This is a genomic window from Candidatus Levibacter sp. Uisw_134_01, from assembly GCF_047717795.1.
Classification (GTDB): Bacteria; Pseudomonadota; Alphaproteobacteria; order Puniceispirillales; family Marisalimonadaceae; genus Marisalimonas.
In genome coordinates this window covers 1,770,375-1,784,639 of the sequence record NZ_CP159808.1, presented here as the reverse complement: position 1 = coordinate 1,784,639, position 14,265 = coordinate 1,770,375, and the positions used below count along the sequence as shown (strand labels likewise).

At 32.1% G+C, this 14,265-nt stretch carries 14 protein-coding genes and 1 tRNA gene; 10 read left to right on the top strand and 5 right to left on the bottom strand.

Features of this window, described 5'->3' with window-relative positions; genetic code table 11:
* Positions 1 to 103 precede the first annotated feature (103 nt).
* On the top strand, positions 104 to 829 hold the full coding sequence (locus ABXT66_RS09130) for a phosphatidylserine decarboxylase (RefSeq protein ID WP_443643194.1): 726 nt from the start codon (positions 104 to 106) through the stop codon (positions 827 to 829).
* Positions 819 to 1,610 carry a CDP-alcohol phosphatidyltransferase family protein gene (locus ABXT66_RS09125; protein ID WP_443643193.1) on the top strand — a complete coding sequence of 264 codons (792 nt, stop codon included), beginning with the start codon at positions 819 to 821 and terminating at the stop codon, positions 1,608 to 1,610. Before ABXT66_RS09130 ends, ABXT66_RS09125 begins: the two co-directional genes overlap by 11 nt.
* Positions 1,611 to 1,622: 12 nt before the next feature.
* Here ABXT66_RS09125 and ABXT66_RS09120 read toward each other — a convergent pair whose 3' ends face one another.
* Positions 1,623 to 2,690 carry a P1 family peptidase gene (locus tag ABXT66_RS09120; RefSeq protein ID WP_443643192.1) on the bottom strand — a complete coding sequence of 356 codons (1,068 nt, stop codon included), beginning with the start codon at positions 2,688 to 2,690 and terminating at the stop codon, positions 1,623 to 1,625.
* A gap of 78 nt (positions 2,691 to 2,768) precedes the next feature.
* Here ABXT66_RS09120 and ABXT66_RS09115 point away from each other — a divergent pair, with 78 nt between their 5' ends.
* Positions 2,769 to 3,941 carry an MFS transporter gene (locus ABXT66_RS09115; protein WP_443643191.1) on the top strand — a complete coding sequence of 391 codons (1,173 nt, stop codon included), beginning with the start codon at positions 2,769 to 2,771 and terminating at the stop codon, positions 3,939 to 3,941.
* A gap of 3 nt (positions 3,942 to 3,944) precedes the next feature.
* On the opposite strand, the gene moaA is transcribed toward ABXT66_RS09115, so the two are convergent.
* The gene (gene moaA / locus ABXT66_RS09110) at positions 3,945 to 4,949 is read right to left on the bottom strand and encodes a GTP 3',8-cyclase MoaA (RefSeq protein ID WP_443643190.1); all 1,005 of its coding nucleotides are present in this window, start codon (positions 4,947 to 4,949) and stop codon (positions 3,945 to 3,947) included.
* Positions 4,950 to 5,106: 157 nt separating this feature from the next.
* On the opposite strand from moaA, the gene ABXT66_RS09105 reads away from it, so the two are divergent.
* Together ABXT66_RS09105 and ABXT66_RS09100 are read left to right on the top strand one after the other, a co-directional pair.
* A complete protein-coding gene (locus tag ABXT66_RS09105; RefSeq protein ID WP_443643189.1) occupies positions 5,107 to 5,766 on the top strand; it encodes an alpha/beta hydrolase in 660 nt (219 codons plus the stop codon).
* A gap of 88 nt (positions 5,767 to 5,854) precedes the next feature.
* A complete protein-coding gene (locus ABXT66_RS09100) occupies positions 5,855 to 6,415 on the top strand; it encodes an HNH endonuclease (RefSeq protein WP_443643188.1) in 561 nt (186 codons plus the stop codon).
* Positions 6,416 to 6,427: 12 nt separating this feature from the next.
* Here the strand turns inward: ABXT66_RS09100 and ABXT66_RS09095 are convergent, their stop codons facing one another.
* From ABXT66_RS09095 to ABXT66_RS09085, 3 genes are read right to left on the bottom strand one after another with little or no spacing between them, the layout of a single operon-like run.
* Positions 6,428 to 6,952, bottom strand: coding sequence for a demethoxyubiquinone hydroxylase family protein (locus ABXT66_RS09095; RefSeq protein WP_443643187.1), 525 nt, complete (start codon positions 6,950 to 6,952; stop codon positions 6,428 to 6,430).
* A gap of 4 nt (positions 6,953 to 6,956) precedes the next feature.
* Complete coding sequence (locus ABXT66_RS09090) at positions 6,957 to 7,475, bottom strand: disulfide bond formation protein B (protein ID WP_443643186.1); 519 nt, start codon at positions 7,473 to 7,475, stop codon at positions 6,957 to 6,959.
* Complete coding sequence (locus ABXT66_RS09085; RefSeq protein WP_443643185.1) at positions 7,476 to 8,084, bottom strand: YqaA family protein; 609 nt, start codon at positions 8,082 to 8,084, stop codon at positions 7,476 to 7,478.
* 108 nt (positions 8,085 to 8,192) lie between these two features.
* Here ABXT66_RS09085 and ABXT66_RS09080 point away from each other — a divergent pair.
* The 5 genes from ABXT66_RS09080 to ABXT66_RS09060 all read left to right on the top strand — a co-directional run bounded on the left by ABXT66_RS09080 (position 8,193) and on the right by ABXT66_RS09060 (position 14,242).
* Positions 8,193 to 8,277, top strand: a tRNA-Leu gene (locus tag ABXT66_RS09080).
* A gap of 179 nt (positions 8,278 to 8,456) precedes the next feature.
* Positions 8,457 to 9,644 (top strand): hypothetical protein, encoded by a 1,188-nt coding sequence (locus ABXT66_RS09075; RefSeq protein ID WP_443643184.1) that lies wholly within the window; start codon positions 8,457 to 8,459, stop codon positions 9,642 to 9,644.
* Positions 9,641 to 10,384, top strand: coding sequence for an OmpA family protein (locus ABXT66_RS09070; RefSeq protein ID WP_443643183.1), 744 nt, complete (start codon positions 9,641 to 9,643; stop codon positions 10,382 to 10,384). The genes ABXT66_RS09075 and ABXT66_RS09070 overlap by 4 nt, the downstream gene beginning before the upstream one ends.
* The gene (locus ABXT66_RS09065; RefSeq protein ID WP_443643182.1) at positions 10,371 to 11,177 is read left to right on the top strand and encodes a hypothetical protein; all 807 of its coding nucleotides are present in this window, start codon (positions 10,371 to 10,373) and stop codon (positions 11,175 to 11,177) included. The genes ABXT66_RS09070 and ABXT66_RS09065 overlap by 14 nt, the downstream gene beginning before the upstream one ends.
* A 272-nt stretch (positions 11,178 to 11,449) precedes the next feature.
* Positions 11,450 to 14,242 (top strand): bifunctional aconitate hydratase 2/2-methylisocitrate dehydratase, encoded by a 2,793-nt coding sequence (locus tag ABXT66_RS09060; protein WP_443643181.1) that lies wholly within the window; start codon positions 11,450 to 11,452, stop codon positions 14,240 to 14,242.
* Positions 14,243 to 14,265: the final 23 nt, after the last annotated feature.

The window sequence follows — 14,265 nt, the reverse complement described above, 5'->3', positions numbered from 1 at the left end:
TCATTTGTCTTAAAAAACACAATTGTATATAATTGTAAATTGTTATTCGTATATTATATCCAAAGTATTACTATAGCTCAATATAAATTAGTCAGGAAAACAAATGACCATAATTGATTCTATTAAAACTTCTATGTTAGTTCCTATTCATTCGGCTGGAATACCCTTTATTGCTATTTTTGTAATTTTGACAGTAATAATGGGTTGGTTTTGGAGTCCTCTATATTTTTTTGGTTTAGTACTGACAATCTGGTGTATCTATTTTTTTAGAAATCCCGTTAGGGTAACTCCAATATTATCAGGAACAAATAAAAACAATCTGATCATTTCTCCTGCTGATGGAAGGGTTATAGAAATTTCAAAGATAACTCCAGATGAAGAAATTGGTTTGCCTGTTGGAAACTGGACTAGAGTTTGCGTTTTTATGAATGTATTTGATGTGCATGTAAACAGATCACCAATGCTAGGAAAAATTTTTTATAAAAATTACATACCAGGGTCTTTTTTTAATGCAAGTCTTGATAAAGCTTCTACTGAAAATGAAAGACTTATTCTTGGAATGGAGACTGAAAATGGTAAGAAAATAGCTTTTGTTCAAATTGCAGGTTTGGTAGCTAGAAGAATAATCTGTGATGTTGGTATAGGATCCTTACTAAAAGCAGGAGAGGTATTTGGCTTAATTAGATTTGGAAGTAGAGTAGATGTTTACTTTCCATCAGATGTATCTGTCATGGTGCTAAAGGGACAAAAAATGATTGCAGGAGAAACTATAATAGGTGATTTCACTAAAAGTTCTAAATCTGTGAGAGAACACTTAAATGAAAAATAGAGGGGTAAAGTTAGCAAAAAAAGCTTTCCAATTAAGGCCTAAACGTTTTTCAGTTGTTTGGATGCTTCCAAATTTTCTTACAATTTGCGCTCTCATTTTTGGTTTACAAGCGATGTATCAAGCTCTTTTTGGTAACTGGGATAATGTGATAATTATGATAATTATAGCGTCTGTTTTTGACATGCTAGACGGGAGAGTTGCTAGATTATTAAAATCTACAAGTGAATTTGGAATGCACCTTGACTCACTCTCAGATTTTGTTGTTTTTGGTGCAGTGCCTGCCTTGGCAGTGTATTTATGGATGGATAAGCCACAAGACAACATTTTTTGGATTGTTATCGTCCTATACGTAATTTGTTCCGCGCTTAGGTTGGCAAGATTTAACTCAGAGCTGTCTGAAAGACCTAGTTATGCTAAAAATTATTTTAATGGAGTACCCACACCCGCGGCAGCTTTTTTAATGCTTTTCCCGCTTGCTATTGAAGGTTATTTAAATGAATATATGTTTAAATCTTTTGATATAATTGGATTTTGGATAGTTTTTATTTCTATATCAATGGTTAGTAATTTACCAACATTTTCAGGTAAAGTTTTTCAAGTTCCAAAGTCACTTGTTATACCTATGTTAATAATTTTAGCTCTTCTAAGTAATGCTATTATTAGCAACCCTATCAAAGGTTTTATAACGTTAGTATTAGTTTATATTATTAGCCTTCCATTCGCCTCTATTTTCTATCTGCGTTTGAAGAAAAAAGCAGAGGCTCTAAATATAAAAACCTAATTTTTTATAAGATTATTTGCTTTTAAATAGCTCTTTCCATGTCGGCTTTGATTTGACAATTGAAACGGCTTCATACACTGCTCTATTACATGCCCTAGCTACACAATCACTGATTCTAGATCCCATTGCTAAAATATCTATACTATCCAATTCAGATTTATTATTGTTTTGATTCGTACTGATAGCAAAAATTGTGTCTCCATCCATTGGTGTATGCGCTGGACTAAGAGATTTTGCAATTCCATCGTGCGCCATAATTGCCAATCGTTTTAAATTTGCACGGCTTAAAGGAGCGTCGGTTGCAACTACGCCAATAACTGTATTGCTAGAAATCTCATCAAAAGTGTCTGCTATCCCGATGGAACGAGGTAGTCTTTTCGATCTAATAACATGATCAAAATTTTCACTGCTAGTTCCATATCCTCCAAATTCTTTGTTGATTTCTAAATATCCTGATAGGAATGATGGACCCTTATTTAGCAAAGGGTTGCCTACTGCGTTATTGATTACAATTGCACCTACAGTATACTCTTGACCATTGGAATACTTTTGTTTCCATGAAGATGATCCTTGTCCACCCTTTAAAGTTGCAGTTGTAGCTCCACAACCAGCGCCATAAGATCCTAAAAGGAAATTATTACTACAAGATTTATAAGCCTGATTTGCTAAATTTCTCCAAGGCGATCTATGTCCTAGTTTATTTACATGAGGATTGTCGTTTATATTAAGATCAAAAATTACTGCGGATGGAACTAAGGGGATAATTGCTTTACCTAATTGATATCCCTTACCGTCGTTACGAAGTAAATCCTGTATTTCTGAACTTGCGTCAAGTCCATAGGCAGAGCCACCAGAAAGGACAATGGCATCAGCACGACCTATTGAGTTTTCTAATCTGAGCATGTCAGTTTCTCTGGTACCAGGTCCACCACCTCTAACATCCACAGCTGCAGAGAATGGATTGTCACCAGTTATAACAGTCACTCCTGTTCCTATTTTATAATCTTCTGCATGACCTACTTGTACTCCGGAAACATCTGTTATAAGGTTTTTAGTTCCAGGAGCGGTTATCGTTTTCAAATTTATCTCCTTAATTAATTTAATCAGATTGAGTATATTTTGAAGTTAATATCATATTTAAATAAAGACAATAAGTAGTTGGAATTAGAAAAACGAAATACCCTGATATTGTCAGTTGCGCAGGGTTTATCGATAACTACAACAAGTATTAATATGATTAATACCGGCTTGGTTGGAGCCATGCTGGCCACAAATCCATCTTATTCGACAATCCCCCTATCCCTTCAATTTCTTACAATTGCGTTAACACTTATACCTGTTTCGTTATTAATGGGAAAATTTGGCAGAAGATCAATGTTTTTATTAGGATCCTTGGCGGCTTTTATTGGTTGTTTAATAATAGCTTTTTCGATAATTGATAAAAGTTTTCATTTATTTATTGTAGGGTCTATATTACTTGGTTTTTCGCAAGCTAATCAGCAGTTTTATCGATATGCAGCTGCTGATAATGTTTCAAACAATTTAAAAAGCAAGGCTATTTCTTTAGTCTTAGCTGGAGGTGTTATTGCCGCTGTTGTTGGTCCTGAAGTTTCAAGATACTCATTTGATCTTTTCCCAGACTATATTTACCTAGCAACATACCTTTTGGCAGCATCAATTCAAATTATAAATTTTACAATCTTAAGCTTTATTAAAATTAAAAAACCAGAAGTAACAGCAAAAAAAATAAGACCATTGAAAGATATTTTAATGCAAAAGACATTAATAATAGCAATTTTAGCTGCTGCTGTAGGTTATTCTCTTATGAGCTTTATAATGACAGCAACACCTCTTCAGATTGTAAATATCTGTAAATTAGGAAACAGTGCGAGTTCTACCGTCATTCAATGGCATATAATCGCAATGTTTGCCCCATCTTTTTTTACAGGTTCTATTATATCTCGTTTTGGAAATAGAAAGGTGATGCTTGTTGGGATAATACTCTATGCTTTTTCTGTATTTTTTGGAATCTTAGGTGATACTGTTCTAAATTTTTGGATAGCTTTATTCTTATGTGGCTTAGGCTGGAATTTTCTTTATGTTGGCGGAAGTGATATCATTGCAAAATCTGCTTTACCTGAGGAACGAGCAAAAGTTCAAGGTGTGACTGACTTTATTATATTTGTATTTGTTGCAATGGGTTCTTTTTTAGCGGGATATCTTCATAGTAACTTAGGTTGGGAAATAATGTTATTTTACACTATAATCCCTATTTCAGTAATTTTTATTAGTATAATAATCATCAAACCACAAAACCTTAAATTAAATTAAGGTCTACCCACCAGTAAGAGACATATGTCTGTTTACAGACACGTTGTTTGATTTTCGTGAGATTTCGAAATCATGACCTTTAGGCTTTCTTCCAATTGCAGACCTTATGGCGTCTTCAAGAGCATCAGTTCCATGTTCTCTTAATACAGTTTTTAAATCTGCATTATCGTCTTGACCTAAACACATGTATAAAACACCAGTACAAGTTAACCTTACCCTATTACAACTTTCACAAAAATTATGTGTTAAAGGTGTTATAAAGCCAAGTTTATTATTTGTTTCTTTAACCGATACATATCTGGCAGGCCCGCTAGTTCTTTCTGGAAGATCAACTAAAGTAAATTGTTTTTCTAACTCCATTCTTACTTGTGATAAAGGTAGATATTGACCGTACCTTGTATCTCCACCAATATCACCCATAGGCATGACTTCAATAATAGTCATGTCAAAACCCTCATCACCACACCATTTAAGAATGTCAGCTAAGTGACTTTGATTAAATTCACTTATGGCAACAGTATTTATTTTTATCTTAAGGCCAACTTCACGTGCTTTTTTTAATCCAATTTTAACCTTTTCAAGGTCACCCCATCTAGTAATTTCTTTAAATTTAATAGGGTCTAAATGATCCAAAGAAACGTTAATTCGTCTAACGCCGGCGTTATAGAGATCTTCTGCTTTTGATTCTAATTGACTTCCATTGGTTGTTATAGTTAATTCATCTAAGTCACCGCCAACTTCTTTACCTAGATTATTAATAACCTGCATTATTCCTTTTCTTACTAATGGCTCACCACCAGTTAAACGAATTTTTCTAGTTCCGAGCTTCATAAATGCTCTACAAACCTCTTCAATTTCTTCGAGACTTAGAATGTCTTTCTTAGGTAAGAATTGCATATCTTCAGCCATGCAGTAAGTACATCTGAAGTCGCATCTATCAGTCACTGAAACTCTTAAATAGTTTACGTCTCTTCCGAATGGGTCGATTAATTTATTTTGAGTTTCCATAATATTTTCAAAGCAGTTCAATATAATTAATATAATACTATCTTATTATAAATATAATACCTGATTTTAAAGATAAAATCTTATTTTTTTATTTCAGTAATAATTTTTCTTTATATTATATAGTATGAATTCAATTAAATAAAACATAAGGTTTGTAATGAATAGTGAGAATAATATATACAGGCGCCCACCAGCAGCCGGTGGTAAGGCGAGTAACTTAGTGGTATTTCTTCATGGTTATGGAGCCGATGGAAAGGATCTAATTGATTTAGCGAACCCTTTTTCGATGGCTATGCCTAATGCGAGTTTTATTTCGCCAGATGCTCCACACCCCTGTGCGATGTCTCCTTCAGGAAGACAATGGTTTCCAATTGAAGAGATACCTAATGGAGCAATTCATGCTTCTGAAAATTTACTTAATTTACTTAAAATAGAAGCAAAAAATCTTGATTTATCATCAAAGGAAGTAATTTTGATAGGTTTTTCACAAGGTGCAATGATGAGTATGCAATGTTTGTTAATTAATGAGCATCAATTTGGAGCAATAATAGGATATTCAGGAGCTCTTAGAGATGAGAATGTTAAGGCGGCCGAATCACAATTTATAGACGGTAAGCACAAATATGCAGATACTCCTGTGTTATTAGTACATGGTCAACAAGATGAAGTTGTTCCATTCCAATCCCTTGAAAACTCTAAAAATCTCTTAAATGAAATTGGCTTTAATGTTCAAACACTATCCAGGCCTAATCTTGGACACGGCATCGATCCTGAAGGCATAAGTGCTGGAATGGAGATCTTAAAAAAATTAAATTAATATTTGTTTAAAAAATATTTTTTATATTTAATAATAATTAAACATTGATAAGCTTAATTAATATCAATGATTTTCAAATTAGGGCTTTATGACTTCATCTTCTTTTTCACCTACTTTAGTTTTAAATGCAGACTATCAACCTCTGAGCTATTTTCCTTTGTCACTTTGGTCATGGCAAGACACTATAAAAGCTGTGTTTCTTGATAGAGTGAATATTGTTTCTGAATATGATGAGGTAGTTAGATCTCCAGGCTTTTCAATGAAAATTCCTAGTGTTATTTCTTTAAAACAATATATTAAAAACCAAAAATCTCCAGTATTCACCAGATTTAATGTCTTTTTAAGGGATAGGTTTTCCTGTCAATATTGCGGTTTAACAAAACAATCACATGATCTGACTTTTGATCATGTTGTTCCAAGATCTTTAGGTGGAAAAACTAATTGGAGTAATGTTGTAGCGGCTTGTAGGCCATGTAACTATAAGAAAGGAAACAAGCAATCAAAAGAAATAAACATGTTTCCTTTAATCAAACCAGATGCTCCTAATATAAATTTTTTGAAAAATAATGGTAGGCACTTTCCTCCAAATTATTTACATGAATCGTGGCGAGATTTTTTATATTGGGACACAGAATTAGAGAATTCTTAGATAAACAAAAATTTATATTTTCTCAGATATTTTTATTGCGGTTCTGCAACCAAATTGAACAATAGTTTTCATGATTTCGTAACCTGGAGCATTCTCTCCGTCATGTTGAACGCCTGTTTCTAGATGATCTAATTCATCATCTCTAAACTTTTCTAAAGTAGACTTTAATTTATTATCGTTCTTATCAAGTGTTTCGGCTTGTTTAGCGTAATGCTCTCCAATAACTTCTTCAACGGCTATAGTGCATGCCATAGCAGCTTTTTCGCCCATTAAGGCACTTGCAACTCCAAGCCCGTATCCCATAACATTCCACAAGGGAAGTAAAGCAGTTGGTCGAGTATCATTTTCTACTAAAAGCCTATTAAATGTATCTAAATGTTCTTCTTCCTGGTCCTTCATATGTTGAATTGTTGGTCCAACAGGTGTGTTTTTAAGTATTGCTAATTGGCCATCATATATCTTGGCAGCTGCGGTTTCACCGGCATGATCAACCCTAAGAATTGAATCTAGTTTTTTTTTATTTGTGTCTTTATTCATGCTTTTAAAACTTTCTTTTAATTAAAATAATATTTATAAATAAAAACATTCCAAATGAAAAAATTGCGTTCCAAGCTGCAAGTGATAATCCCAAAACACTGAAAATTACTTCATCACATTTTATAGTAGATTTATTTAATAGATATGTAAGTAGGTCTTTTGAAAAATCAATATTTGAAGAACACTCTTGAGGCCCTTTCCAAAATTTCATCTCAATGCCAAAATGGTAAGTGCCAGCGATTGAACTCATAATCCAAACAATTGAGAGACCCAAAAGAATTAATTTTTTGGATATAAGAGTTGATTTTAAAATAAATATTAAAATTAGACTATAGGTTATAATTAATACATGAAACCATCTTTGAGTAATACATAAATCACAAGGTAATGCCCCTTGGAAGTACTCAAGATAAAAAGCAGAAATGAGCATGATAGAAGAAACAAAAAAAGAGAGCTTTAGCAATATATCTAGTTTTTTTTCACTATCTAGTTGGGACAAATTTAAAATAATATTTTTCAACATTTAAAAAATATAAAATGAAATCATTATAATTGCTATTCCTAAAATAGTTGAAGCAAGAAGCATATTGTTTTTTAAAAGTATTATGGCAGGGTTACCAAAAAATTTAATTAGATATGCAACTATAAAAAAACGAACACCTCTTCCAAGTACAGAGATCAAAATGAATGCAATCAAATTCACCCCAGCCATTCCACTGGTTAATGTTATGATTTTATAGGGTAATGGTGTAAATGCTCCAATAAATATAATTAAGATACCATTTTCTTTATATGCTTCTTTGACAACGTCAAATTTTTCTTGAGTAAACCAAGGAATATTTAAAATTAAGGTTTCAATTGAAGGTCCTATCAAATAACCCAGTAACCAACCAATGACACCTCCTAAAACTGAGCCAATTGTACAAATCAATGCAAACCTGAGTGTTTTATGAGGCGCTGCTAAAGTTAACCCCGCTAAAAAGGGGTCTACAGGTATAGGAAAAACTATTGATTCAATCATTGATATAAAACCTAGAACTTTATCAGCCAACGGTTTTGTAGCACTGGTTTTAGCTCGTTCTATCCAAAAGTTGATTCTATCTTCAAAAAATTTTAGACTTATTTTTTTCATTTTTTTTTACAGAAAATTGCTTAAAATATCATTTATAATTAACTTTCAATTTATTAACATTGATATATATATATTGGTGATATTAGTAAAATTATAATTTAATATTTTGGGGATATGGTGAAATAGGTAAACACGCTGGTCTCAAAAACCAGTGCCGCAAGGCTTCCCGGTTCGATTCCGGGTATCCCTACCAAACGTTGTAAGAAAATGTATTTGAATTCGTTTTAGCCCCCACTTTGTTAATGGTTAGGCCAGACAAAAGTTCAATTTTTTATCCATTAATTCCTGCAAATCGATCTTGAATATAAAATCTTTCAAAGCACTCATTATCAATGTAACATAAAATAAAATATGAAGAAAAATAGGCAAAAAATGTTTGATAAACTTCTAAAAATTATCATTAAACTTATTGTTATTCCTTTTATTTTTTTGTTTCCATTTATAATTTGGAGCGAAACTAGAAATTTATTGATAGATATAGACTATCTGGGACAATTAATTACTTCAGGAGAAGAAGATAAATTTGTTGGTGTTTATTTAATTTTTTTATATTTGCTTACTTTCTTAGGTGCTTGGCTGCCGTTTATTACTCAAAATAAGAAGATATTAAATTTTACTTCATATATCCCATCTTTGCTGCCAGCTCTTGGTCTAGTAGGAACATTTTTAGGGATATTTAAAGGACTTGGTGAGTTTGACCCTGGGAATATTGATTTAAGTTTACCTATTTTACTAGATGGTTTGAAATTAGCTTTCTCCACTAGTATTGTTGGTATGGTTGGTAGTGCAATAGTAAAGCTAATTAGTTTTACACAACCAGAAATAGTAAATGAAGATACTATTTCGGAAGAGGACTTTTATAATCAATTTAAGATACAAAATGAAAACCTTTTAAAAATAGAAAAAGGAATTCGTGATATGGAAATAAAATTGACAGAGTTCACTTCCTCTTTAGGAGAAAGTACTGTTGAACAGTTGATTAAAGCAATTGAGAGTGTAATTAAGGATTTTAATACAAAAATTGAAGAACAATTTGGCGAGAACTTTAAAAAGTTCAATTCTGGACTTGAGAGTCTCTTGGAGTGGCAGTCAACATATTTGACAGAGTTAGATAAAACAAAAAAAGCAATTGATGTTTCAAATGGATTAATTCAGCAACATGAAAAAACAGTTGAGATAATTCATAATAGATTAAATGAAATACCCAGTATGTTAAATCCAGTTAGCGAAGTTATTGAAACGATTAATAAAGAAAGAAAACAAACTGAGGAAACTTTAGATATTTTATCTAAACTTAGAGAAGATGCTGAAAATGCTATACCTACTTTACAAGTAAGTTTAAGACAACTTACTGACACACTTTCAAATGATATATCTGATGTATCTAATAAGCTCCAAAAACTTGATCAAGAAATGAGTAATGAATTAGAAAAAGCTATTCAGGTTATGGGAGCACATTTAGGATCTTTATCAGAGCAATTAGTTAAAGACTATCAACCACTAGTTACAAACTTAAGAAATTTAATTGAACTAGCTAACAAAAACAAAATAAATAAATGAAGTTTTTAGGATCAAAAAAAGGAGATCTTGACAATTCAGTCTGGTTATCGAATTCAGATTTAATGGCTGGTTTAATGATAATATTTCTTTTTATTTCAATAGGTTTCATTAGAGAAAAGGCACCTGAAGTTGTTGGATCACAAGATTATGTTTTAAATTATTTAACTTTTACTGATAGTAAGGAAAATGAAATTGATGAAAAGTTAGAACAAGAATTTTCTAATGAAGAAAAAAAAGAATGGCAACTTGAAATTATTCCTAATGAAAATTTGATTAGATTTAATGCGCCTGATGTTATGTTTTCTCAAAGCAACTTTAAATTGAATGATAGATTTAAATTTATTATTAACTCTTTTTTTCCAAGATATGTAAAGGTCTTGTCAAAGTTTGGTACACTAATTTCTGAGATTAGAATAGAGGGACATACATCCAGCGAATGGAAAGATACAACTTATGATAAAGCATACATTAAAAATATGGTTTTATCTCAGGAAAGAACAATTTCTGTTTTGAACGAATCTTTAAATTCTCTTACAAAATTTAATTTATCGAAAAAAGAGATTAAGTGGGCTTTTGATAAAGTAAGCGCATCAGGTTTGTCGTCTAGATCAATAATAAAAAATTCTGATGGATCAGAAAATTCAGTCAAATCAAGAAGAGTGGAGTTCAGATATGTTCTGAATGAAACAGAAAAAATAAAATTCATTAAAAGTAAATTAAAAAATAATGGTAAAAATTAATTCAAATTTTAGTAAATTAAATGCTTCTCTTAAGCAGGTTGGTGCTGAATTAAATTTCAGATATCATTTTAACAACAATAGATCTGATATTGCATTAACAAGAAGTAAATTTAATTCTGATGGTACTTTAAGCAAAATAAAAAATTTAAAAATTGATTATTTAGCGGGTTTAAGCTTTTATCAGAAAAATTTTGTAGCAATTTATTTCCAAAATTTAAAAGCAGATAAAATTAATACTTTTCATTTTTCTGAATGTAATGATTTATTAATAAATTTAGAAAAAAATGAATCTAATACAACTCTAATTCTACCAGATTCTGAAAAGGCTGATCTCAAGAAAAAAGATACAAATAAACTACTTTCTCCGTGCCATTTGTGTCTTGAAAATACTAATTGGAATAATTTTGAAAAGGCTGAAGACTGGTCAAAAAGAATAATTATAGAACAATTTAATATATTAGAATTTCATAAACAAATGTTTTCAGTAGAAAGAGAGTTAGTTAGCAATTTTATTTCTTCAGATTTTTTAAAGATGCTGCCAAAGAACTTTCCTAGGATACTTGAGACTGCAAAATCTTATAAAAAATGGACATGTCAAAAATGTAAGATAAATGTATCTGGGATGAAACAATTATATCATGCTGTAATTCTTGATAGAACCCTTAAGAGATATCTTCCTAATGATTTTTTGGGATTATGTACGGGGTGTCTGAAAGTTAAATACCATGATATGTATATTACTCCTGAAGAGTTGGATTTTATTAATGAATTTAGGCCTAAAAGCAAAAAATAAATTAGTTATATATCAACTAGAAAATTAACTTTAGTTAAAACCTTAGTATCTAAATGCAGCAATTAGGTATTACGAAAAAAGATTATATTGGCTTTACTGTCTTTACAACACAGATATAACGATAATAATTTCATTGTTTACTAATAGTTTTCGGATTATAAATAATAAAAGCTTATTGTTATTTTTTTATCGAGTAACCTTAGCTATTATTTAAAATTTTAATCCTAAATTTAGAGTTGATCTCTAATTTTACAAAAAATATGGGTATTATTATGAATTTGTATGCAGCTTATTTAGATGAAATTGAGAGCCGAAAAAAACAAAACCTCAAACCAAAACCAATTGATAACGGTCCTATGGTAGAACAGTTAATTAAACAAATATTAGATAAAGAAAATCAATACAGAGACGAATCTATTAATTTTTTTACATACAATATAATACCTGGAACAACAAGTGCAGCTAAGGTCAAGGCAAAATTTTTAAAAGAAATTATTCTTGCTGAAGTAATTGTTGATGAAATCACTCCTTCTTTTGCTTTAGAATTGTTATCTCATATGAATGGTGGTCCATCCGTAGATGTACTGCTAGATTTAGCTCTTGGCTCTAATCTGTCAATTGCAAAAAACGCAGCCGATGTTCTGAAAACTCAAGTGTTTTTATATGAAGCTGATACAAACCGGCTCAAAAAGGCCTATAATGAAGAGAATGCAATTGCAAAAGATATTCTTGAGAGTTATGCAAAAGCAGAATTTTATACTAACCTTCCAGATTTAGATGAAGAAATAGAGGTTATTAGTTATGTGGCCGCAGAAGGTGACATATCTACTGATTTATTATCTCCTGGAAACCAAGCACATTCTAGATCTGATCGGGAGCTTCATGGTAAATGTATGATTTCAGAAGAAGCACAAGCTGAAATAAAAGAACTTCAAAAACAAAATCCAGATAAGCGTGTGATGTTGATTGCTGAGAAGGGTACTATGGGAGTAGGTTCTTCACGAATGTCAGGTGTTAACAACGTGGCTCTTCTGACAGGTAAGCAAGCAAGTCCATATGTGCCTTTTGTTAATAATGCACCGATTGTTGCAGGAACAAACGGCGTTTCACCAATTTTCTTAACAACTGTAGGTGTAACTGGAGGTATTGGTATCGACTTAAAAAACTGGGTTAAAAAACTAGATTCAGATGGAAATCCAATTATTAATAATGATGATAACCCTGTGCTTGAACAGAAGTACTCTGTTGAAACGGGCACAGTCTTTAAAATAAATACCAAAGAAAAAAAGCTATTTAATGAGCAAGGAGATGAGGAGATGGTTGATTTGTCATCTTCTTTTAATCCCCAAAAAGTAGAATTTATGAAAGCAGGAGGCTCCTATGCCATTGTTTTTGGTAAAAAATTACAGAGTTTTGCCTGCGAAACATTAGATATTGAATTAAAATCGGCATATGCTCCTTCGAAAGAAGTTTACCATCCGGGTCAAGGTCTTACTGCAGTTGAAAAAATATTTAATGCAAATGCCTTGGGCGTTAAGAAAGGATCTATTCTTCATTCAGGTTCAGATGTAAGAGTGAAAGTTAATATTGTTGGATCTCAGGACACCACAGGATTAATGACTTCTCAAGAACTAGAGGCAATGGCTGCAACTGTGATTTCTCCAACAGTTGATGGAGCTTATCAATCTGGATGTCATACTGCTTCCGTTTGGGATTTTAAAGCACAAGAAAACACTCCTAAACTTATGAAGTTTATGCATAAATTTGGTTTAATAACAGCCAGAGATCCAAAGGAAGCGTATCATTCAATGACAGATGTTATTCATAAGGTTTTAAATGATATTACAGTTGATGATTGGTCTATTATAATTGGTGGAGATTCTCATACAAGAATGTCTAAAGGAGTCGCATTTGGTGCAGATTCTGGAACGGTTGCACTTGCGTTAGCAACCGGAGAAGCAACAATGCCTATACCTGAATCAGTTAAGGTTACCTTTAAGGGTAAGATGAGTAGTCATATGGATTTTCGTGATGTAGTTCACGCCACTCAAGCCCAAATGTTAAAGCAATTTGGAGATAATGTCTTTCAAGGAAAAATTATTGAAGTCCACCTTGGTACTTTGCTTGCTGACCAAGCGTTTACTTTCACAGATTGGACTGCGGAAATGAAAGCTAAAGCATCCATATGTATTTCTGAAGATGACACTCTTATTAAATCATTGGAGATTGCGAAAAGCCGCATACAAATAATGATTGATAAAGGTATGGAAAATGATGATAAAATGCTTCACAGGCTAATTCAAATTGCAGAAAAAAGAATTTCAGAAATTAAATCTGGAGAGAAGCCGGCTTTAATCCCAGATAATAACGCAAAATATTCTGCTGAAGTAGTGGTTGATCTTGATTTAATAGATGAACCAATGATTGCTGATCCTGATGTGAATAATATAGATGTGTCAAAAAGATACACCCATGATACTATTAGACCAATTTCTTACTACAATGCCGAAAAGAAAGTGGATTTAGGTTTTGTGGGTTCTTGTATGGTTCATAAGGGTGATGTAAAAATTGTTGCTCAAATGCTTCGCAATCTTGAAAAAACTTCGGGAAAAGTTAGTTTTAAAGCACCCTTAGTCGTTGCAGCGCCAACTTATAATATAGTTGATGAGCTTAAACAAGAGGGTGATTGGAGTATTTTACAAAAGTACTCAGGCTTTGAATTTGATGACAATAGTCCTAAACAATCTGCTCGATTAGACTATGAAAATATACTTTACCTTGAAAGACCTGGCTGTAATTTATGTATGGGTAATCAGGAAAAGGCTGCTAAGGGAGATACGGTACTTGCAACATCAACAAGATTATTTCAGGGGAGAGTAGTAGAAGATTCATCTGAAAAAAAAGGTGAATCACTTCTTGCTTCTACTCCTGTGGTTGTTCTCTCAGCAATATTGGGAAGAACTCCAACAATAGATGAATATAAGATAGCAGTTGAAGGAATTGATCTTACAAAATTTGCACCTCCAATTGAGAAGGTGCAGAATACTTCTTCAGCGCATTTCTGATTTGAATAGAAAACTAGCAAGTT